Source organism: Blautia sp. TM10-2 (assembly GCF_003480845.1).
Classification (GTDB): domain Bacteria; phylum Bacillota; class Clostridia; order Lachnospirales; family Lachnospiraceae; genus Fusicatenibacter; species Fusicatenibacter saccharivorans.
Genome location: NZ_QUJZ01000006.1, coordinates 195,826 through 217,908, shown reverse-complemented (window position 1 = coordinate 217,908; position 22,083 = coordinate 195,826). Strand labels below are relative to the sequence as shown.

Genomic DNA, 22,083 nt, shown 5'->3' with positions numbered 1-22,083 from the left:
CCTGTAAATCAATTCTTTCAACACAATCTCTTCTGCCATATTACGAATACCATTTACCGCTACCTCATCCTCAATTATCCTATTGTGCAAGTAAACAATTCAGCTGCCCGATCAGCTGTTCCACCTGCTCTCCCGGCATCTGCCCCAGCAGAGATTTCAGCGGCATTTCCCGGATAACTTGCTCTCCCAGCTTCTTGTATTCGTCACTCATCCCTTCTGCTGATGCGGCCGCTGCTGCCAAAGGCGCCAGCAGTTCCGTAATAACGGGAGCGGTTTTCGTATGATCCAATAATTCTCCGAACGTTGTTGTGAAATCTACGCGAAGGGGCAATTTTTTCTTTATTTCAAACACAACATCAGCATGTAAGCGGATGTCATCAGAAGCATGGCCGATCAGGATCCGATATGTTCCGGATGGCGCATACCAGTCCCCAAGACGTTCTTCATAATAGGATAGATTCCTCGCCGAAATTTCCATCGACACCGTTTTCTCCTCTCCCGGCAGGAGATGAACTTTGGCAAATCCTTTCAATTCCTTGACCGGTCTCTCCGATATGCCGCACAGGTCAGCCACGTACAACTGTACGACTTCTTTTCCTTCTGTCTTTCCTGAATTTTTCACCTTGAGAGAGACTGTCAGTATATCCTCACCCGTCATTTGAGCCGATGACAAAGTCAGGTCCCCATAAGTAAATTCCGTGTAAGACAGCCCATGTCCGAATGCATACCGCACCGGAACCTTCTTTGTATCATAATAACGGTATCCGACAAAGATATCCTCGCCATATAACACCCGCTTTCCATTTCCCGGAAAATGAAGGAAGCTCGGATTATCTTCCAGCCGGTACGGGAATGTCTCTGCCAGCCTGCCGGACGGATTTGCTTCCCCGAATAACAGCCGGTCGCAGGCTTCGCCAACGCCCTGACCTCCTAGATACATTTCAAGGATCGCGCTTACCCGGTCTGCCCATGGCAGTTCTACCGGACTTCCATTGTGGAGTACCACTACAACATTAGGCTGTACTTTCAACACTTCTTCGATCAGCCGGTCCTGGCATTTTGGCAGCTTCATGGATGTTCTGTCATACCCTTCCGACTCAAATATCTCAGGCAGCCCGGCAAAGATTACCGCGACGTCTGCTTCTGCAGCAGTCCGAAGCGCTTTTTCCAGCTCTTGTTCCGTCATCGAGTCATTTTCGTTAGAAAATCCTTTTGCATAAGTCACGCTACGCCCTTTTTCTCCGGCAGCATCCAATGCCGAAACAACCCTGAACGGATTGATATGGCTGGAGCCGCCGCCCTGATACCGCGGCTTTTCGGCAAATTCCCCTATATAGGCAACCTTTCTGTCTGTATTCAGCGGAAGTATACCGTTATTTTCCAGCAGGACCGCACATTCCGTCTCAATATCAGCTGCTTTTTTATGATCTGTTTCCTTATCAGATATATCTTCCGGACGATGCTGCTCTTCACCGGCAAACACAACATTCAATACCCGCTCCACCGCTTCATCCAGCACAGCTTCGTCCAGTCTTCCCTCCTGTACTGCTTTCACAATCTGTCTGTCATTGTATCCTCCGGAATAAGGCATCTCCAGATCCAGTCCGGCCTGCAGTCCTTTCACACGGTTATTTACAGCGCCCCAGTCACTGACGACGCAGCCTTTGTATCCCCATTCTTTTCTCAGGATATCTGTCAGAAGATATCTGTTTTCCGAAGCATATTCTCCATTTATTTTGTTGTAGCTACACATGACGGTTCTTGGAGCTGATTCTTTCACCGCTTCCTCAAACGCAGGCAGGTAGATTTCCCTGAGCGCACGTTCTGACACTTCGGAAGATATCGTCATACGGAGTGTTTCCTGGTTATTCAGTGCGAAGTGCTTAATGCTTGTCCCCACGCCCTGACTCTGTACTCCGCGGATATATGCCGATGCCATCCTACCTGCCAGATATGGATCCTCCGACAGATACTCAAAGTTCCGCCCACATAACGGGCTCCTTTTAATATTCACCGCCGGGCCAAGCAGTATGCTTACATTCTCGGCCTGACACTCCGCTCCCAGCGTCTCTCCCATCCGTTCCATCAGGTCAACATCAAAGCTGGAGGCTGTTGCACAGGCTGCCGGGAAACAAACGGCCTTCACACTTTCATTCAATCCCAGATGATCCGTTTCCCCTTCCTGCTTTCTCAGTCCGTGAGGGCCGTCCACCATCATAACTGACGGAATGTTCAGTCGTTTGATTTCTTTCGTATGCCAGTTATCAGCGCCCGAGCAGAGACTTGCCTTCTCTTCCAGCGTCATTTTTGAAATCAGTTCCTTTATTCTGTCCATCGCAAAAGTCCTCCTTTCTTTTCTTAATACTGATTGATCATCTGTGCCTCTGCTTCTTCACGGCTGATCTCACCATTATTGCATTTTGCCATCAGCTGGACATCATGGTCATTAAGCTTGTAAAGACGAAGTATAAGCAGAGTGCAAATACCCCCGATAATGCTGCCAAGACAGCTGAATGTCCATAATTTATCGGCAAATCCTGCCGCCTGAACAACGCCTTCTCCCTCTCGGAAGCCGATTATAGTTAACGCAAACACACTGACTGCTGTTGCGATCGCTCCACTTAATTTTGTAAAAAATGTCTGCGCCGCAAACGTTACACCACGCATTTTTAATCCTGTCTTGTACTGTCCATACTCGTAGCAGTCCGGCGTAAACTGATACTGCAGTATAACTGCTATTCCCAGCGGAATTCCTCCTAAGGCATTTAAAATCACATACACCATCATATTCTCATACCCGGCTATGAATCTTACAATTCCCAGAAGTAACGCGAAAATATATGAAATATAGAAGACTTTAAATTTATCATATTTTTTGCATAATTCTACTGCCATAACCGCACCGATTAAGGTCGGAATAATTACCGCCATCGAAACATATGAGGCAGCTTCTTCACCGCCAAGGCAGTACCGGGCAACGTATAAGCCCCAATTTGCACCAACATTAAGCAGGCTGCTGATGAGCGGAGCCGCAAAGAAAAGCAATAAATATTTGTTCTTCCGCAGACATTCTACCATATCTCGCAATGTATAACTTTCTTCTGCCCCGTCATTCTGGACTCTTTCTTTTTCAATTACTCTCTCCCTTGCGAACAGACAAATCGGAATCATCATAACACATGACAAAAGAGATAACACAATTACTGTTGTTGACCAGCCGCCTAACCGCTGCCGTACCAACGGCAGGGCAATTCCTGTAACAATACCTGCAAAAATAGCAAACAATCTTCCTATGCTGTTTAGTGAAACACGTTCCTTCTGGTCTATTGTCATCGTGGTAACAATACCAAAAATCGGTACATCGCAAAGGGTATAGGCTGTATCCCATAACATATAAGCAAGTGTTGCCCATATGATTTTAGCCGTCATGGAAATCCCGGTAGGTATTATAAAAAGAAGAATAGTTGCCACCGGAATCGCTATGACAGATATTCGAAGCCACGGCAGGAATTTCCCTTTCTTAAAATTCACCTTATCCATGATCATACCGAAGATCGGATCGTTGATGGCATCCCACACTTTCGTGATAAGCGCCACGATCGCAACCAATGCTGCCGTTATGCCGATATCTGTAAAATATGTAGTCATATATCCTACCAGTCCATAGAATACATTCTGTCCCATAAAATACAAACCATAACTGATTTTTTCTCTTTTTGTAACTGAATTTTCCATTTCGTTATCCGTCCTTTCATTGTTTGATTCAATTATAAATAATTCCAAAGGGCAAATCACCAACGATATATAAGCAGTTTACCGACGAAACTTAATATAATAATCATCTTTCTAAAAACTGATATAAGTATTCTTCCATCTTAGGCGTCCACCATTCCAGATATCCTGCCTGCGTCGGATGAACCGGATCTGCCATATAAACTTCATATTCTTTTTCAGAAACGTCATTCATCTCCTCGTCATTCCAAAGGTCGATCACGCCTATTCCATATTTATCCTGAAGCTCAAACAATACATCTACCATCTGCTGATACTGTTTACTGTCATATTTTGTTCCGGTATAAAAGATCACGGGACAATTCCATGTCTGCTTTGCATATACAATGATATATTCCATTGCTCCTGTTATCGTCTGTGTATCAAAATCCTCCAGATTTTCTGAACTGCTGATTTCTCCCATCGGCATTTCCTTCGACGCGTCATTCGTGGAAAGCTGACAGACAAATGCATCGAATTTCTCATCTGTACCGATATTATTTTTCATCCTTTGGATATAAGACGTCTTTCCGTTATCCACTAAAGTAGTACCGCTTACAGCTTCTTTTACATACTCACAGCCATTTCTGTAAGAGATATAATCTGCGAAAGAAACATCCATTGAGTACAGACCTAAGGTTACAGATGATCCAAGGTAGCAGATACGCTTCCCTTCAAGAGGGCTGTTTTCTAACGGTTCTATATTTTCCAGACTGTATTTTTCTGCGTTTCCCGGCATTTTTTTCAGTTTGTTCTTCCAGACAAAATCAAACGGTCCTCCACCGCCTGCTGCTCCTACTAAATATGTCAGGCCGATTCCCACAGCCAGAATCAGAATTAAAACGATACTTAAGATAATCTTCAATATTTTCTTTTTCATAATCCCTAACTCCTTATTATTTTCAACTTTCATATTAAGAGAACTAACCGTCTGTATTTACCGGTCAGTTCTCGCAAATACTGTCATTTTGTTTTCTTTGATTCTTTATTCAAACTGATACATTCCGCTTCCTACCTTGTATAATCTGCCATCCGGCATCTTTACAACGGCAGTCGTGTTGCAGGGGATTTTTACTTTCAGCTTAAATTTCCCTTCGTCCATACTCCACCTGACTGCGATTTCCCCGTACTCACTTATATAAGTACGTTTTACACTGGTAAACGCATTGTCCGGCTCCGGTGCGATTACAATCTCCTTAAATCCGGGAGCAGCCATATCAATGCCGCTTATCTTCCGGAACATCCAGTCGTCCACGCATCCAAAGGCATAGTGGTTCAGGCTTGTCATAACCGGAGACCCGTCCTCCTTGTAAGAAATGTAATTTTCCCAGATTGTTGTCGCTCCCTGCTTCACCTCATAAAGCCATGACGGGCACTTTGTCTGGAGCAGGATTTTATATGCCTTGTCCATCCTGCCGATCTTACAGAGCGCATCCAGCAGATACGGCGTCGTCAGGAACCCTGTATCCAGACAATCCCCGTTTTCTTCTATCTTGCGGATCAAATGTCCGGCGATACTTTTTTTCTTCCTTTCAGGAGCAAGATCAAATGCGATTGCCAGCACATAACTGCCCATAAAATCAAGAGGCATCTTCCCATCATCATCGATCAGTCCTTTTTGAATGGCAGATTTCATTCTGGACGCAATGTCATCATAGTATAATTCGTCTGATGTATGCCCGAGGAGTGCTGCCGTATCTGCCATGATCCGGCAGGAATTCCATCCAAAAATTGGCGCGCAGTATGTAGAAGTATTGATAAGTTTTGCAGCGCTTTGGTCTGCTCCGTCTACTGTCTGGCTCGGTATGAGCCACTCCCCGTACTGATGTCCTGTATTCCACAGATACTGGTCAATTTCTTTTGGATGTTTCATCTTGCCTCTACGCTTCTTTGCAGTGTTGATGATATAGTCGCACCACTTTTTCATTGTGTCATACTGCTCTCTCAGTATCCTGATATTTCCTGTAAGCTGATACATGCTCCACGGTACGATACAGGCGGCATCTCCCCATCCTGCTTCTCCCACCGGTTCAAAATTGCGGTATACGATCCGATTCAGTTTCTCCAGTAATTCATAGATTCCGGTAAGGGGGATCACATTGGGGATTGCCCCATTTTTCTGCTGACTGAAGGTCATATTACGCAGCCATCTTGTCAGAAATGGGGTTACATTTTCGTTGAGCATGGCTGTTCTTGCATAAATCTGGATATCTCCGGTCCATCCGCCTTTTTCTCTCTGCGGGCAGTCCGTGGGGATTGAAAACAGATTCGACCGCTGAGACCATCTTGTATTTTCGTAAAGCCGGTTTATATCTTCGTTGGACGTCTCAAATGTTCCCAGATCCTCATTGTCAGAAGACAGGACAATCGCTGTGAAATCCTCCGGGCTCACCGGCTGATCGCATGTCACTCTCACATAGCGGAATCCATGATATGTAAAATGCGGTATGTATTCTGTGAATTTCCCGTTTGAGATATAAATATCACTTTGCTTGTGCCCTGTTTTCTCTGACATGAAAATATTGTTGAAATAGTTTCCATATTGATCAAGAGTTTCAAAATGATCTAATACCATTTTTGTTCCGGCCGGCAGTTTGCTTTTTACCCGCAGAACACCTGCCAAGTTCTGTCCAAAGTCAATGATCGTCTCGCCTTTCGGGCTAACTGTCATTCCTACTGCCGGCACTTCTTTTACCGGGCGCACCGGTTCCCCGTACTGAGCCACCAGGTTCACGTAAATTTTTCCGCATGGAATACCGGTTTTCCAGCTGCTGTCATCGAATCCGCAGCAGTTCCAGTTTTCCTGTTCCATCCGTGCGTCATAGAGTTCACCTGCAAACAGATCTGATGAACGAATCGGACTTTCTGAAACTTTCACCGTATCATCTGACAGCACCATTTCACTCGTTCCGTCTTCATAATCAATCTTTATCTGAAATAACACAGAATGTTCGGCTTTAAACTTCCTGCTTCTCGGTTTAAAGTTCGCGCTGTCATACCAGCCGTCCCCCACCAGCATTCCTATGACATTTCCTCCCTCTCTCAAAAACGGGGTCACATCATAAGTCTGGTAGCACAGATATTTAGAATAGACGGTAAATTCCGGCGCAAACTCTCTGTCATCCGGACGCATTCCGTTCATGCTGAGCTGATATGCTCCGTGACAGGTGGCATAAACGCGCGCTCGTTTTATGCCGTCTCGTGCATCAAATTCTTTGCGAAAATATTCTGCCGGGTTCTGCCCGCCGGTTCCGGGTTTTACCTTTTTCATAGGAAACGGAGATTTCACCCACTCGGCCGTCCATTCTTTCTTCATAAATCCTGTCTCAAAGGATGAGGATGCCGCCGCCTTTTCTCCGTTATTAACTGTCACTTCCACTGTCCAGTTGTAGTCACTGAGACTTTGTAATGGTTTCCCGGAGTACTCCACAAAAATACTTTTATCACTTTCTACCATTCCAGAATCCCACATTACTTCGTCCATATTTTTCACTGTGATATGATAGGATGTCTGCATCACATTCTTTTCATCACTAGTGATTACCCATGAAAAATAAGGTGCTTCGTCCACGCATGGTCTATATTGACTGTTTACTTTAAGCCTTATAAGCTCCATAGCAACCCTCCTGATTAGAATTTTGCCAGTGCCGCATCCAGCATCTGCGCCTCATCTTTTTTTATCTCTCCTGCGAATGTTTTCGCGACATCTCTAAGCGAAAGCCCATATGCAATATCGGGGATCATATCCACTTCCATCATTTGAGAAAGAAACGCGCGGATATCCGGATGGTTCAGCAGTTCTTCCATTGTCGAGTCTATGCTGTATTTCTTCTTTAAAGGCTGTGACGCCTCATAAGCGACTTCATATTCTCCGGCTCTCACACGGCAGATTCCATTTTCCACCTCTTCAAATAATGGATTTTCTTTATCTTCATATACAGATTCCGACGCATATGGAAGAACCACTTCTGCACTTCCGCCGAACGGAACCGTAACAGTGACCGTGATTTTATTATCCTCTGATATCTCCCAGCCGCACTGATAGCATCCGCTTGCCGAATCATAAACAGCTTTTACATATTTCAGTCCATTATTCACTTTCGGGCTGATCCGCATCACCCTGCCTCCCGGGTTCTGTTCCGTCACATCAATCCCGGCCGCATGACGGAAGATCCACTCCAATACAGCGCCGTAAGAATAATGATTTAGACTGTTCATCCCCGTGCTGGAGACATGTCCGCTCTCATCCAGTGAATTCCAACGCTCCCACACCGTTGTTGCTCCCAGCTTCACTTCATGGAGCCAGCCCGGGTATTCCTTATTCAGAAGCAGCCGGTATGCCGCGTCTGTCATTCCATGATCAGTCAGGACATTGCACAGAAGCGGGGTTCCTACAAACCCGGTATTTAATTTATTTTTATTATCCCTGAGAAGCTTTTGCAGCATCTGCTTTGTCAGTTCTTCATTTTCAGACAGATGATATTTCAGTGCAAGAATAAGCCCTGTCTGCGTCTTCACCGCACATCTGCCTGTAGCAGTAAAATATTCTTCTTTCACGACCTGCCACTGACGGTCTGCGATTTTCTGATACTCCTGTCTCGTTTCTTCCAGTCCAAGCACCTCTGCTGCTTTTGCAACAATCTGTGCACTTGCCGCGTAGTAGATGTCTGCAATGTATGCTTCATCAGTCGCTCCATACACGCTGTTCGCAGCGGCACCTGTACGGTCAAGAGCAAGCCAGTCACCATAATGGAAAACCTGTCTCCATCCATGATGGTCTCCATCAATTCTCCGGATATAATCGACCCACGCTTTCATGCTCTCAATTTGGTTTTCGAGTATTGTTTTGTCCCCGCTGAACAAATATACGTTCCAGGGGATGATACATGCGGCGTCTCCCCATGCGCAGGAACATTTTGTCGGTCCGAATGTGGGGACAATCTCCGGAACCATTCCGCCCGCCAGAAGCTGTTCCTGATACAGGTCGTATAAATATTTTCGGTAAAACGCATAGGTATCAGCCAGATAGCTTGCAGTCGCGGAAAATACCTGTGTATCTCCTGTCCAGCCCATCCTCTCATCTCTTTGGGGACAGTCTGTAGGCACATCCAGAAAGTTCCCTTTCATTCCCCATTCGATATTGGAGATTAATTTGTTCACAAGATCATTCCCTGTCTCGATTGCCCCGATGCTCTCATAATCACTGTAAAGAACAAGCGCCGTAAAATCCTCACACGAAAGGTCCCTAACCCCGGTCACTTTCACATATCGATAACCATAGTATGTAAAATGAGGCGTAATCACCTTTTCTGTACCATCAGAAACATAAATGTACTCCGAAAGTGCAGTTCTTAAATTCTCGTTGTAGAAACATCCGTCCTGAAGCACCTCGCCCGTCTGAATCCTGATAGTTGTCCCCGCCGGCTCATGCACCCGCAGCCGGAAGATCCCCGTGATCTCCTGCCCCAGATCAAATACCTCTTCTCCGGCAGGAGTATGGATCAGCTCTGCCGGCTTCATCTCCTCCTGTACCTTAACTGGAAGAGATAACCGTTCCATAAGCCGGCCTTTCGGAACCTTTGCGATCCGCGCAGGAGACTCCTCTACCGGCGGCAGCGTATCATCTCTTCTCTCACCGTCATAGATATTGGAAAACCACAAATTGCTTCTTGTAACTGACCAGGTTTCATCAGAACTGATCACATCTTTCGTTCCGTCTTTGTACTCTATGTGAATCTCCGCAATCAGCTTCCACTCGTCACCGTAATATGCTTCCCGCTCCGGATCATTGAAACCGAACCTGCCTTTATACCAACCGTTTCCGAGAAGAACAGACAGCACACCTCCTCGTTCTGCCTGTTCTGTGATGTCATACGTCTGATACTGGATCCACCGGTCATAATTATTGCAGTACGGAGTCAGATACTCTTCACCGATTTTCTTAGGATTTTCTTTATTTTCCCCAAGAAAATATGCCTCATACAATCCCAGGCCGCAAATGTACAGTCTTGCGCTTTTCACTTCTTTTGCCGGACGAATCCTCTTTGAGAAAATCGGATGCCGTTCCTGACTGCTGTCACAGGTAATCCACCTGCCCGTCCACGGTTCATCCATTTTGGCGGTCTCAAAGAACTGCGTGTCTGATTCGATCACTTCCTCTGCATCTGTTGTCACAATAACTTTCCAGTAATATCTTGTATACGGCTGCGGTTCAAATTCCACTCTTGCAGAGAGACTGTCCAGCTCTGCCTCCCCCGTGTCGTGACAGATATCTGTAAAGGTTTTGTTCTTGCTGATCACAATCCTTGCATGTTTCTGTTCCTGTCCTCTGCCGCCTTTCACTTTCCATGAAAATACCAACGGTTTCAGATAAAACCCTAAAGGGTTTGTGATATGATTTGTTTTTGCCGCATAAATCTTGCCCATAATTCTTCCTCATTTTCATGCTGATACTTTTTCATCCAATAATAAGCCAACCGTTCCTCCCACTACTGACACAGAGCATTTAACTCCACGATCATCTGCTCGATCGCTTCGCCCGGAATAACGCTTAAAAATGATTTCAGCGGCATCTGCGCAATAATTTCCGGAGTCACAAGCTGTACCTCCCCATCTTCTTTCTTAGGTTCTTCTCCCTGTGATATCCCCTCAAGATACTCCATCATTTTCCCTGCTGTCTTCGGGTGGTTCATCAATTCCCCCATTGTAGTGGTCATATCCACAGTGAACGGCAGCAGCACATCAGTAGTAAATGTAAGTTCTGCAGCCTCTCTGATCTCATCGCTGGCATGCCCGATCTGGATCTCATATGTACCTGACGGAGTGTACCAGTCGTGAATCTTTGTCTCGTAGTAAGCAAAATCTCTCGCGCAAAGTTCCATTGTAACCGTCTTCTTCTCACCCGGATTCAGAAATACTTTCGCAAACCCTTTTAGTTCTTTCACTGCTCTTGGCACCGTGCTGTCCTTGTCACTGACATAGAGTTGAACCACTTCACTTCCTGCCCTCTTCCCTGTATTCTCCACATCAATGCTCACCTTCAGAATATCTCCATCTTTCATTTCCGCAGAAGAGAGTTTCATATTGCTGTAGCTGAATTCCGTATATGACAGTCCATGGCCGAATGCCCAGCGCACCGGTACTTTCTTCGCATCATAGTAACGGTATCCGACAAAGATATCTTCTCCATAGAGAACAGTCCTGCCGTCTCCAGGGAAATTCAGGTAACTCGGGTTGTCTTCCAGACGATATGGGAACGTCTCCGCCAGACGTCCTCCTGGATTTGCCTCCCCAAATAACAGCCGGTCGCTGGCCTCCCCAATGCCTTCTCCTCCCAGATACATCTCCAGAATGGCATTTACAGACTCCGCCCATGGAGTTTCTACGGGACTTCCGTTATGAAGAACCACTACCACATTTTTCTGTATCTCAGCCACAGCCTCTATAAGGCGATTCTGACACTTTGGCAGTTCCATGGATGTTCTGTCATATCCTTCCGACTCAAAGCTGTCCGGCAGTCCGGCAAAGATTACAACTACATCTGCGCCCGCTGCCGCTTCACACGCCTGTTTCAGATCCTCTTCTGTCATCTCGTCACGCTCTGACGAGAAGCCTTTCACGTACTCCACTGCCCTGCCTTTTCTCACCGCAGTTTCCAGAGCCGACACTACGCTGTCCGTATTGATGTGACTCGATCCCCCGCCCTGGTATCGCGGTTTCTTTGCAAATTCCCCGATATAGACTACTTTCTGTTCTTTTTTCAGCGGCAGCACTCCCCTGTTTTCCAGAAGTACGGCGCACTCTGTTTCGATATCTGCCGCTGCTTTGTGATCCTTTTCCCTGTCAAATACAGTCTCCGCTTTCCTGTTATCTGTGTAGGAGAAGACTACTTTCAGTATGCGTTCCACCGTTCTGTCAAGAATTTCTTCCTCCAGTTCTCCATTCTCCACTGCCTGAATAATCTTTCTTGTATTATATCCTCCTGATCCCGGCATCTCCAAGTCAAGACCGGCTTTCAGTCCTTTCACCCGGTCATTTACAGCTCCCCAGTCACTGACCACATATCCTTCAAATCCCCACTCATCCCGCAGGATATCTGTCAGAAGCTTCTTATTCTCTGAAGAAAATACTCCGTTGATCTTATTGTAGCTGCACATCACAGTCTTTGGCTGCGCTTTCTTCACCGCCTCCTCAAAAGCCGGCAGATAAATTTCCCGGAAAGCCCGTTCCGATACTTCCGACGATATCTGCATACGGTCTGTTTCCTGATTATTCGCGGCGAAGTGTTTCATACTGGTTCCGATGCCTTTCGACTGTACGCCCCGGATATATGCTGACGCCATCTTTCCTGTCAGATATGGATCTTCGGACATATATTCAAAATTCCTTCCGCAGAGAGGACTGCGTTTGATATTAACTGCAGGGCCGAGGAGCATGCCCACGTTCTCAGCCTGACACTCGTCCCCAAGGATCTGTCCCATACATTCCATCAGTTCCACGTCAAAGCTGGATGCCGTGGCGCAGGCTGCCGGAAAGCAGACTGCATTCACACTTTTATTCAGGCCGAGATGATCTGCCGCGCCTTCCTGTTTGCGCAAGCCGTGCGGGCCGTCTGTCATCATAACGGAAGGAATCCCTAACCTTTCGATTCCCATCGTGTTCCAGAAATCCGCTCCCGAACATAGTCCTGCTTTTTCCTCCAGTGTCATCTGTCTGATCAATTCTTTCAGGTTTCTGCTCATTATGAAATCCTCCTTAAATAAATTCTTATCTGTTCCTATCTGTGGGCTTCCCAGAAGATGACTGCTTCCTGAAGCCAGTTTTTCACTTTTGTTTCATTTCCTATTCCAAATCCATGTCCCAGTCCGTCAACGATTCTGACCGACACATTTTCTTTGCCCAGTACCTTCTCTAATTCCGGCAGTTTATCTTCCACATTTGCAAAACCGAACTCATCATCCCGCCCTACGATAGAAAATACCGCCAGTCCCTTGTCCTCCTGCAAAGCTTTGATATTCCAGTCCAGACCATACATAGGGAAGATCACCTTCGGTCTTGGCAGATGATTCTTGTGGCAGCAGTCCTCATAATTGGCAAATGAATACGCCGTGGTCATAAGTCCTCCTGCTGAAAAACCAAAGATGGCATAATCATCCATGTTTACAGAAAACTGTTTTTGATGCTCCGTCAGATATCGAATCACTTGTGTCAGTTCCCTCGCGGCAGCCTGTCCCTGCTTTACCTGTTCTGTCTCACCCAGCTGTCTGCCGACCGGATAACTTACGACGAAAACAGAATATCCCATTTTATGCAGCTTCATCGCCACAGGATACCCCTCGCAATCAGTTACATTACTGATAAATCCGCCTCCCGGAACTACAATGGCAAGTGGTTTTCCCTGTTGTCCCTGATAAAACATTCCCGTCAGATGTGACCTGTACGGATGACCCTTCACTGCTTCCGCAGGATACAGATCCGACACCAGCCTTGCCTGACCTTTCTCAACAAGTCCGGTTAGATAATTGAAAGATTCCAAGGCTGCATCCAATTGTTCCTCACGGCCCGGCGCCTTTAAAAAATCCTTATACTTTACAGGCGCAATAGCTTTCAGCACGTTGTCCTCCACATTGAAAAACATATGTTTAAAACCGCCGAATACCGGATGCTGCATGAAAAATCCAACTTTGTCCTCCCCCGTTCCCGGACGGAAATGTCCGTTTTCATCGTAATAGCTGCTTTCCTTTATTTTTGGAAATCCGCAGATGCCAAGAAGTGCCGGCAAAAACATGGCACTTTTTTTATAGACATATAATGTCGCACCGATTACAAATAATAAAACAATCACCACTACTGCAAAAAATATCTTCATCCTAACCTATGCCTCCTTTTCTTACTGACATCTTACTTTATACAGACTAAAATTACATCAACGAAACATAAGTGATTTACCGACCAAACTTAATAAATATCCGAGATTACTCTGTACACCTTTGCCCCCAATATGGTATATTTTAGACAGGTTAAATAAACTGCTGATGACTATAATCACAGTTCATTCATATCTCGAAAAGGAGAGATTATATATGATGACATTATCTGCATTGAATCAATTTCTGAAGCAGCACACTACCGAAGAAACCCAGCGTCTGAATGGTGTAAAGAAAGATTATTCACAATTTCCTGTTGCCAGAGGTAAGTTTGATACACCCTGTTACCGTTTTGATACGAACCTTGAAGATCTGCGTTCTTTATTTCTTTCAAAGAAAGTGCTTCCGAGTTATTACAACTTCGCTGTTGTAAAACAGGATCGTTTTGAAAACGTACCTCTGCATATCCATGAGTGGCTGGAGTTGAGTTATATTTATTCTGGTTCCTGCACAATGACGATAAATAAGACTACATTCAGGCTAAAAGCCGGGCAGATGGTTCTGATCAGCCAGAATGCACCTCATTCTGTCAAAAGATGTTCAGAAAATGATATTATCATCAATTTTCTGCTGACGCGCGAATATCTGAACGGTACTTTTTTTGAACGCCTGTCTCAGGATAATTACCTTACACACTTTTTCATTGAGGCTCTGAACACCACGATGCAGGAAAGCATGTATATTGTCTTTTCCCCGGAACAAAAACAAAACCGGCTGGCAGATCTTGCCAACCAGTTTCTCTGTGAATTTTATTCTCCGTCCGTAACATCCGGACCTTTTTTAGACAGTCTTTTTACGCTGATTACCTGCGAGATGATCAATCTGTTCCAGCACGGTATGGTTCTAGATCACGCCTCTGTGGATCAGATTTATACCATACTCCGATATATCGAAACAAACTTTGCGGACTGTACCCTTTCTTCTACAGCTGAGTTTTTTAATATGCACCCAAACTATCTCTCTGCCTACATACGCCAGCATACCGGAACCACTTACAAAGAGCTGGTCCAGACACACCGGCTCTCTCAGGCGGCAAAATTGTTAAGGAGCACCGCACTTTCCACAAATGATATCAGCCTTGCCGTCGGATATCAGAATACCAGCTTTTTCTTTCAGCTGTTCCGCAAGAAATACGGATGTACGCCTATGGAATATCGAAACATGCTTCATGCTTCTGATACGCCAAATATGTGATATGTACATTATTTGCCATATAGAAACTTTTCCGGTAAAGTTACTTTAAAATCTTTCGCCAAATCTCTGAAATTCTGAGGTGAGATTGTCTGTCTTTTATCCGGTCTCATGGACAGCATCTTTACAAGGATTTCCGCGGATTTCTCTACGGTGTGCATTAATCCGAATGTAAGATCAAAGTCTTCCCCTGAGCAGAACATGCCGTGATGCGCCCAGATTGCCACATCATATTCTTTCATCAGGGCACTTGTCGCCACTGCGATCTCACGGCCGCCCGGCACCATCCATCCTACTACACCGATTCCGGAAGGAAATACAACCGGGCACTCGGTCGCCATCTCCCAGAGTTCTCTAGTAAATACTTTATCCTCCAACGGCAGTACAAATGTCAGTGCGATCACATTCGTGGTATGTGCATGATAAACATTGGTAACGCCTTTTTTCACTTCATGGTTCATCAGGTGACTCGGCAGCTCACTGGTCGGTCTGCCTCCGTTTACCAGACCCCAAAGGATGCGGTAATTCTCTCCTTTTTCATCCAATTCGATGATATTTTGCATAGACTACCACTTCGAAGATGCAAAATTGTCACTATGTAGTTACACAGATGCTATCAGATTCACTAATAGCATCGCCTTACTTTATCGCCCTCTATTCCTGCTAATCGGAATTACGTCCCCAAAATACTTACTATCCTTCACCGCTACAAGTTCCACCTCAACACACTTCTGCTGCCATTCCTTACAAGCCTCTTCATACCTTTGCCTCTCCTCACGAACCATGAATAGCTCGGTATAAAACTCCGAAGCATTTGCATAGTCTGCATCCTGAAGCACATTTGAAAGCTCTGATTTCATCCTCCCTGCTTTTCTATCCAATACAGCAATCTGCTCCTGCAACTCTTTCTTTCACTTCTAATGCCAATGTGAGTGGACATATAGGTGTCCGTTTACGAACCCACCGCCGTATCCGGCGTGATAGCCCCCTGCAAGGGCGAAATACACAGAGTACAAAACGAAGTTTTGTGCGATGGGTGTATTTCGCTCTGCGAGGCTTAGCCCTCGCATAAATGCACGAGGGCTGGTTAAAAAATCTATCCTCAGCGCAAAAAGGAAAAAGCCACATACCTTCGCAAAGATACATGGCTTCAATTACGCTGATAACTGTATTTAATTGGCTACAATTCGTGCCGTATCCGGCACCACTTTTTTCTTCTAAAATTGAGGCTACAATTCCTTCCATAAATGATGCCATAACACTTCCATTTATAAATGTTTTGTAGCCTTCTGCTGTCATTCCCCGCAAAAACTGAAATCCAGCAACTCATTGATATCAGGATCCATCTGATACTTCTTCACATCCTCCTCTGTGTAATCCATATTCCCAGAAGCACCCTTATCGTCAGGCACAGGTTGTTCCTGTCCAACCGCCTGAATAGGCATTTCTGTATGCCCTGATGATTGCATAAGCGCTGAGTTCTTTGCGGTGGTGATATCATATCCAAGAAATCTTGCTTTATCTTGACTATGTGTTATCTTGGTCTTTTTTTCGGACATCTCAAGATGCAGAGTATCCTCGAGAAATACTCTGAATTTTTCCTTGATTTCAGATGCATCCTCAAATGAACCTATGGCTAGCTTGCATTGATTATCACGCAGATTGCAGACAGCAAAATACTAATCTGCCAATACATCACCGTAACATCTTCCCTTCGGTGCGGAGATGGTTAGCTCTAGCCTCTGACTTTCCTTCAAGCAGTTTAGCTTTCATCCTCATATAGTACCTTTCACCTCGACACTCAGTCGCAACTTGGAAGCTTTGTTGACTTGTGCCTTTACAAACGTGCTGTTGTCCCCTTTATGTTTCCATTCAAGGTTAGTTGTTGGCGATAAGACTGTGTTCTTCACACTTGATAATTTTTCTTATTGTTTTCTCAAAACAAAATCATAATGACCCACGTCGCTTGGGTGTCCACCCCAAACGCCTTACGGGCGCACAGAATCTACCATCGCCACTATCGCCTGATCATCATCCAATTCTCTTATAACTGCCGGAACCTCCGCAAGACCAGCCCAGCCGGCATCTGCCTTTCGTCTGTGTCCTGCAATCACTTCATAACCTTCTCCGTCAGGATTCGGTCTTACAAGCAAAGGTACAATCACACCCTCATCTTCAATACTTTTCATAAGGGCACACAGCTCTATGTCCTGCTGCACATGAAAAGGATGGTTCTTAAAGTCCTTTAACTCGCTTATTCTGATACTCTTTATCTCTTCCATTACAACCTCCGTTCTTCCGGTAGAATAACTTCTACTCAGTTACGTCAATGTTATCTGCAAACAGAAAAAGACCGCTCATCTCCAATTACTTGAAAATGAACGGTCTTTCACGCTTCGTATTCTATTGAATAACTTCAAAATATTAATTGTACTTTTATGTGTTTCCACACCCCACATCCAATACGACTGAGACATTCACACCGTCTGAAATTGCTTTTTTGTAGGTTTTTCTATCACTCTGTGAGAACATCATATGTCGCTCAAAGTGCCGGAAGTCGAGAAGTTTTACAAACTTCCCGACTCGCGGGCAGTCGTCGAATTCCGCATAAACACTGGCTTTACAGCCAGTTATTTCTTCGGAACTCTCCTCGTTGCCTTCGCGCAAATCAAGGATTCTTACATATCGACCCGATGTAGTGCAACCACGCACTCCACATGGCACGTCATCGGGAATTGGTCAACCCCTCGGACTTTCTTTACTTCATACCCCAGCTCCCCAAGCACCTTCACATCTCGTGCCAGCGTTGCGGAATCGCAGGATACATACACGATGCGGTCCGGCTGCATGCTGGCCATGGTGTGGAGGAGGTTTTCTTCGCAGCCTTTTCTCGGCGGATCGACGACGATGACGTCCGCGTGGGCGTGTTCGCCCGGGTGGTCTTTGGCGTACTGTTCGTAGTAGGCCGGAAGAATCTCTTCCGATTTTCCAACGAAAAATTCAGCGTTTTCGATCTCGTTAATTTTCGCATTGTTCTTCGCATCCGCGATTGCCTCCGGGACGATTTCGACGCCGTAGACTTTTTTGGCTTTCTGCGCGAGGAACAGGGAAATCGTTCCGATGCCGCAGTAGAGATCCCAGACCGTCTCATTTCCAGTGAGGCCTGCGTATTCCAGGGCAAGGCCGTACAGCTTTTCCGTCTGCGCCGGGTTGACCTGGTAGAAGGACAGCGGGGAGATCCGATATTTTACGTTTCCAATATAGTCGGTGATATACCCCTGTCCCCACAGGCAGCGGATTTCTTTTCCCATGATCACATTGGTCCGCTCACGGTTTGCGCTTAGGGTAATGCTTGTCATGCCTTCGAGTTCTGTCAGCGATTTGATGAGTTTCTCCTCGGCCGGCAGTTTCTTTCCGTTCACAACGAGACAAACCATAATCTCTTTCGTCATAAATCCAAACCGGATCAGCACATGGCGCACCAGGCCTTTGCCGGTCTCCTCGTTGTATGCCGGAACGCCGTTCTCCTCCATCCAGGCAAGAATGCGGTTCAGAATCTCCTCGTTCTGCTCCACGCCGAGATAACAGTTCCGGTTTTCCATGATCTGATGCGTTCTTCCCGCATAAAATCCCGTAATCAGCTTTCCATTTCTATCCTGCCCGATCGGAAACTGGGCTTTGTTTCGATAGCGGAACGGATTTTCCATCCCCACGATCGGCTCCATCGGGATCTCCGCCATGCCGCCGATGCGCTGGAGATTTCCGGCGATTTTCTTCTCCTTAAAGCGAAGCTGCTCCGCATAGTCGAGCATCTGCAACTGGCATCCGCCGCACGGACGTGCAACCGGGCAGACCGGCTCGACACGGTGTGCGGACGGCTCGATCAGGCGCATCAGGCGCGCGTAGCCGTAATTTTTCTTTGCTTTGATCACTTTTACCTCGGCAAGATCGCCGATGACGGTGTCCTTGACAAAGAGGGTATAGCCCTCGCATTTGCCTATACCCTCTCCGTCGTGTCCCATATCTTCAATTTTCACCGTCAGTACATCATTTTTCTGATAGCTCATGAAAAGTCTCCTGTTCTGCAGATGTTGGACTCAAAAAACCGGTTGTAGCCAAGCCACTCATTGCCGGCCGGCGCTGCGTCAAACAGCTCGGTCAGGGTTTCCATTTTGGCATCGGCATTGTCCGCCAGGTTCAGCGCTACCGCCTCCACCATTGCCGGTTTTTTCGGGGAACCGTATTCCAGCTCGCCGTGGTGCGCCAGAATGCAGTGCTTTAACTGATTCTCGAGTTCCTGTGGGAAACCGTCGATCTTCTGCGCCGCATCGTGTACCATCTCCGCACCGATCATGATGTGGCCGAGCAGCTGTCCGTCATTGGTGTAATCGTTCTGCGGGAATAAGGAGAGTTCTTTCGTCTTTCCGATATCGTGCAGAATCGCTGCCGTAATCAGCAGATCGCGGTTCAGAATCGGATACGATTTTACCATAAAATCGCAGAAACGGGTGACACTTAACGTATGCTCTAAAAGGCCGCCGACGAATCCGTGATGCACGCTTTTTGCTGCAGAGCTCATGCGGAACCGTTTTGCGGTCTCCTGATCCTGGATAAAATAATACGTCAGCAGTCCGGAGAGATACTGATTTTTCACCGTTCCGATCCAGGAGAGCAGCTCCTGATACATCGTATTGATGTCGTAACGGCTCGTCGGCAGATAGTCCGCCGGATTATATTCGCCCTCTTCCGCTTTTCTTGCATTTTTAATGGAAACCTGAAGTGCTCCATTGAAACTGGAAACATCTCCCATAATATCTACATAATCTAGTGCTTCAAATTCACGGATTCCCATAGAATTCGGATCCCAGATTTTCGCATCGATCGTACCGGTTTTATCCTGTAAGATCACGTTTTCGTACTGTTTTCCGTTTTTGGTAACAGCCGACTGTTTATGTTTGCAGAGATAAATTCCGGAAATGCGGTTTCCTTCCCGGAGTTCGTTGATATACTTCATAAAAATAAATCCTCTTTTTCTAAAATAAATGCGGACACAGTGTTCCGTTTTTGTTTCTATGATGCCGTTTTTATGATGCAAAGCCTGTGCTCCTGCATGCCTTACCAATTCTACCAGATTTTCCTGCAGAATGCACGTATTTTTTCATCCGCCAGTGGAAAACCATTCGAAAAGAAAAGCTTCCGGAAGCCCCACCGGCTAAAACCGGCTTTTTCTGCTCCCGAAAGCCTCTGTTTTTTATACTTCCCCCATCGTCACATCAAACGTCATCTCCGCATACCCTTCGGCGCCTTTCCGCATCGCCGTCACGGTAACCACGTCTCCTGTGCTGTATTTGCCAAGCTGTTCATGGTACTGTTTGATCGTCTCAACCTTGTGCTCCCCGAGCTTTACAATCACATCGTACTCTTTCATGCCTGCCATCATCGCCGGAGAATCGTCTGCGACGCGGCTGATGAGAACGCCTTTTGGAATGCCGGTTTTATCGGAAAGTTCTTCTGTGACATCCTGTCCGCGGATGCCGATATACGCGCGGCTCACGTTGTTGGAAAGATTTTCGATCAGCTTTTTGATCTGGGAAATCGCAATGCCCGTCACCACGTTGTTTCCCTTGGCACTGTAACTCTGCGCAATAATGCCGACGATTTCGCCGTCAAGATTTACCAGAATGCCGCTGCCGTCCGTGCTGCCGAGGATGTCGGTGGTCAGCAGATTGTACTCATTGTCCAGCGCGGAAATCTTGTTCGTAACCGAAGTCACCACACCATACGCAATCGAATTGCTGTAGCCGACCGGGCTTCCGACAGCCACGACCGGGTCACCCTGGCTGACGAGATACGAACTGCCGAGCGGCGCAACCGCAAGACCGTCCCGTGTTTCCTCATCCAGCTTCGATTCATCCACCTTCACAATCGTAAGGCCGGTGCTCGGATCGTGGCGCTGGTATGTGGCATCCACCATCGTCTCGTCCCAGAAGGTGACCTGAATCCGCTCCACATTTTCCACGATGCGGTATTCCGTCAGAATAAAGAGATCCTGCCCGTTGTCCGCAACAATCAGACCGGAAATCTGCTGCTGGTTTTCATAGTTCTGGTTAAAATAGTCCATCTGATTGGTAATGCCGATGACGGTAACCAGCGCTCGTTTTGGTTTTTCCGTTACTTCCAGCATATCCTGGTAGAGCGCTTCATAATTTTTCAGGCTGCTGTCCTTTTCCTCCGCATCCGTTTCCCCATCGACACTGGAAACCTCGCTGCCCTCCTCCGGCTCTTCGGAAGTGCTGCTTTCCGTTCCCTCTGCCGCTCCATTCTCCTCTGTGCTTTCGGAAACCGTACTTTCGGATACACTGCTTTCTGAAGTACTGCTATCCACTGTAGAACTGCTGATTTCCGAACCGGAGCCGCTGCTGTCTACCGACGCACTCGCCGAAGATGCGGTAATTGTCTCATCCGGCTCCTGTCCGCTGTTTGGATCCTCATCTCCCGGGATATCCACTTTCGCCGGCGGCTCTTCCCTGGTAACTGCTTCTGCAATCTTTGGCTCTGTCACCGCAAATACCGCAGCCGCAACCAGACCGCCAAGCGCCGCAAGTGCCAGCCATCCGGCAATCAGAAGAACAATCTTTTTCCAGTCGGGCGGCTGCTTTTTGATGCTCTCTTTCATGAATTTGTAAGGTTTTGGGTCATTTTCCATACATTTCTTTCTCCATACATCTGTATTCCATACCGAACTGCTCTGCGCATATGCGCTTCCGCAATCTTCACATATATAAAAAACTTTACCAGATAGATATGAACATTTTATGAAGACTGTTACATTTTTTTCTCATTTGCGCAACATCCTGCATTTTCTCGTTCTTGGGGTTTCTTTCTTTTCTTTTTTAAGGTATAATTGGGGGAGTGGAAAAACCTGTGACCCACATTCCACTTCCGGTCTGTACTTCCCGTGCAGATATATAATCAGATCGCTACTGTTCACTCAGCAGTGAAACACTTGCTGTTTCGCTGCGTAAGAAAGTGATTCAGGTGTGAGCAGCCCTCCTTTTGCGAAACAAAACTTTAAATGAGGGCTGCGAATGTTACAGTTTGCAGGGTACCTGTGAACTGTAACATCAGATCCGTGCGGTATTGCATCAAAAATACCGCGTTATCTGTAGACAATGACTGAATTATGAATTACGAA

14 protein-coding genes and 1 pseudogene are annotated in these 22,083 nt (G+C 46.3%); 1 reads left to right on the top strand and 14 read right to left on the bottom strand.

Annotated elements, in window-relative coordinates; all coding sequences use genetic code 11:
- Positions 1-79 precede the first annotated feature (79 nt).
- From DXD92_RS08095 to DXD92_RS08065, 7 genes are all read right to left on the bottom strand, one after another.
- Positions 80-2,335, bottom strand: coding sequence for a beta-glucosidase (locus DXD92_RS08095; RefSeq protein ID WP_117813819.1), 2,256 nt, complete (start codon positions 2,333-2,335; stop codon positions 80-82).
- Positions 2,336-2,358: 23 nt separating this feature from the next.
- Positions 2,359-3,735: an MFS transporter gene (locus tag DXD92_RS08090; protein ID WP_117509310.1), complete on the bottom strand. Its 1,377-nt coding sequence runs from the start codon at positions 3,733-3,735 to the stop codon at positions 2,359-2,361.
- 103 nt (positions 3,736-3,838) lie between these two features.
- Positions 3,839-4,651 carry an SGNH/GDSL hydrolase family protein gene (locus DXD92_RS08085; protein WP_227093632.1) on the bottom strand — a complete coding sequence of 271 codons (813 nt, stop codon included), beginning with the start codon at positions 4,649-4,651 and terminating at the stop codon, positions 3,839-3,841.
- A 105-nt stretch (positions 4,652-4,756) separates the two neighbouring features.
- Positions 4,757-7,387, bottom strand: coding sequence for a family 78 glycoside hydrolase catalytic domain (locus DXD92_RS08080; protein ID WP_117813817.1), 2,631 nt, complete (start codon positions 7,385-7,387; stop codon positions 4,757-4,759).
- Between the two features lie 14 nt (positions 7,388-7,401).
- Positions 7,402-10,197 carry an alpha-L-rhamnosidase gene (locus tag DXD92_RS08075; RefSeq protein WP_118594967.1) on the bottom strand — a complete coding sequence of 932 codons (2,796 nt, stop codon included), beginning with the start codon at positions 10,195-10,197 and terminating at the stop codon, positions 7,402-7,404.
- Between the two features lie 62 nt (positions 10,198-10,259).
- Positions 10,260-12,512 carry a glycoside hydrolase family 3 C-terminal domain-containing protein gene (locus DXD92_RS08070; protein ID WP_117802661.1) on the bottom strand — a complete coding sequence of 751 codons (2,253 nt, stop codon included), beginning with the start codon at positions 12,510-12,512 and terminating at the stop codon, positions 10,260-10,262.
- Between the two features lie 35 nt (positions 12,513-12,547).
- Positions 12,548-13,639: an alpha/beta hydrolase gene (locus tag DXD92_RS08065; protein ID WP_055267525.1), complete on the bottom strand. Its 1,092-nt coding sequence runs from the start codon at positions 13,637-13,639 to the stop codon at positions 12,548-12,550.
- A 214-nt stretch (positions 13,640-13,853) separates the two neighbouring features.
- Between DXD92_RS08065 and DXD92_RS08060 the strand changes: the two genes are divergently transcribed.
- Entirely contained in the window at positions 13,854-14,891 is a 1,038-nt protein-coding gene (locus DXD92_RS08060; RefSeq protein WP_158565064.1) for an AraC family transcriptional regulator, read from the top strand.
- A gap of 8 nt (positions 14,892-14,899) precedes the next feature.
- On the opposite strand, the pseudogene rhaD reads toward DXD92_RS08060, so the two are convergent.
- The 7 genes and pseudogenes from rhaD to DXD92_RS08020 form a co-directional block, all read right to left on the bottom strand.
- Positions 14,900-15,442, bottom strand: a pseudogene (rhaD, locus tag DXD92_RS08055) (rhamnulose-1-phosphate aldolase); the annotation flags it as partial.
- Positions 15,443-15,532: 90 nt separating this feature from the next.
- Complete coding sequence (locus DXD92_RS08050) at positions 15,533-15,769, bottom strand: hypothetical protein (RefSeq protein ID WP_118700810.1); 237 nt, start codon at positions 15,767-15,769, stop codon at positions 15,533-15,535.
- A 414-nt stretch (positions 15,770-16,183) separates the two neighbouring features.
- Positions 16,184-16,447: a hypothetical protein gene (locus DXD92_RS18970; protein WP_055267519.1), complete on the bottom strand. Its 264-nt coding sequence runs from the start codon at positions 16,445-16,447 to the stop codon at positions 16,184-16,186.
- A 429-nt stretch (positions 16,448-16,876) separates the two neighbouring features.
- Positions 16,877-17,170, bottom strand: coding sequence for a ParB N-terminal domain-containing protein (locus tag DXD92_RS08040; protein WP_055267517.1), 294 nt, complete (start codon positions 17,168-17,170; stop codon positions 16,877-16,879).
- Between the two features lie 396 nt (positions 17,171-17,566).
- Positions 17,567-18,955 carry a 23S rRNA (uracil(1939)-C(5))-methyltransferase RlmD gene (rlmD, locus tag DXD92_RS08030; RefSeq protein ID WP_118640372.1) on the bottom strand — a complete coding sequence of 463 codons (1,389 nt, stop codon included), beginning with the start codon at positions 18,953-18,955 and terminating at the stop codon, positions 17,567-17,569.
- Positions 18,952-19,902, bottom strand: a complete 951-nt coding sequence (locus DXD92_RS08025) for a 3'-5' exoribonuclease YhaM family protein (RefSeq protein ID WP_118640379.1) — start codon at positions 19,900-19,902, stop codon at positions 18,952-18,954. The genes rlmD and DXD92_RS08025 overlap by 4 nt, the downstream gene beginning before the upstream one ends.
- A gap of 237 nt (positions 19,903-20,139) precedes the next feature.
- Positions 20,140-21,594 carry a S1C family serine protease gene (locus tag DXD92_RS08020; RefSeq protein WP_055266337.1) on the bottom strand — a complete coding sequence of 485 codons (1,455 nt, stop codon included), beginning with the start codon at positions 21,592-21,594 and terminating at the stop codon, positions 20,140-20,142.
- Positions 21,595-22,083 lie beyond the last annotated feature (489 nt).

What these genes read in the sequence shown, in the direction of transcription:
- DXD92_RS08060 (WP_158565064.1), top strand. Translation starts at nt 13,854, where the DNA reads ATGATGACATTATCTGCATTGAATCAATTTCTGAAGCAGCACACTACC.
- rlmD (WP_118640372.1), bottom strand. Translation starts at nt 18,955, where the DNA reads ATGAGCTATCAGAAAAATGATGTACTGACGGTGAAAATTGAAGATATG.
- DXD92_RS08020 (WP_055266337.1), bottom strand. Translation starts at nt 21,594, where the DNA reads ATGGAAAATGACCCAAAACCTTACAAATTCATGAAAGAGAGCATCAAA.
- DXD92_RS08040 (WP_055267517.1), bottom strand. Translation starts at nt 17,170, where the DNA reads ATGGAAGAGATAAAGAGTATCAGAATAAGCGAGTTAAAGGACTTTAAG.
- DXD92_RS18970 (WP_055267519.1), bottom strand. Translation starts at nt 16,447, where the DNA reads ATGTCCGAAAAAAAGACCAAGATAACACATAGTCAAGATAAAGCAAGA.
- DXD92_RS08080 (WP_117813817.1), bottom strand. Translation starts at nt 7,387, where the DNA reads ATGGAGCTTATAAGGCTTAAAGTAAACAGTCAATATAGACCATGCGTG.
- DXD92_RS08025 (WP_118640379.1), bottom strand. Translation starts at nt 19,902, where the DNA reads ATGAAGTATATCAACGAACTCCGGGAAGGAAACCGCATTTCCGGAATT.
- DXD92_RS08065 (WP_055267525.1), bottom strand. Translation starts at nt 13,639, where the DNA reads ATGAAGATATTTTTTGCAGTAGTGGTGATTGTTTTATTATTTGTAATC.
- DXD92_RS08070 (WP_117802661.1), bottom strand. Translation starts at nt 12,512, where the DNA reads ATGAGCAGAAACCTGAAAGAATTGATCAGACAGATGACACTGGAGGAA.
- DXD92_RS08090 (WP_117509310.1), bottom strand. Translation starts at nt 3,735, where the DNA reads ATGGAAAATTCAGTTACAAAAAGAGAAAAAATCAGTTATGGTTTGTAT.
- DXD92_RS08085 (WP_227093632.1), bottom strand. Translation starts at nt 4,651, where the DNA reads ATGAAAAAGAAAATATTGAAGATTATCTTAAGTATCGTTTTAATTCTG.
- DXD92_RS08075 (WP_118594967.1), bottom strand. Translation starts at nt 10,197, where the DNA reads ATGGGCAAGATTTATGCGGCAAAAACAAATCATATCACAAACCCTTTA.
- DXD92_RS08095 (WP_117813819.1), bottom strand. Translation starts at nt 2,335, where the DNA reads ATGGACAGAATAAAGGAACTGATTTCAAAAATGACGCTGGAAGAGAAG.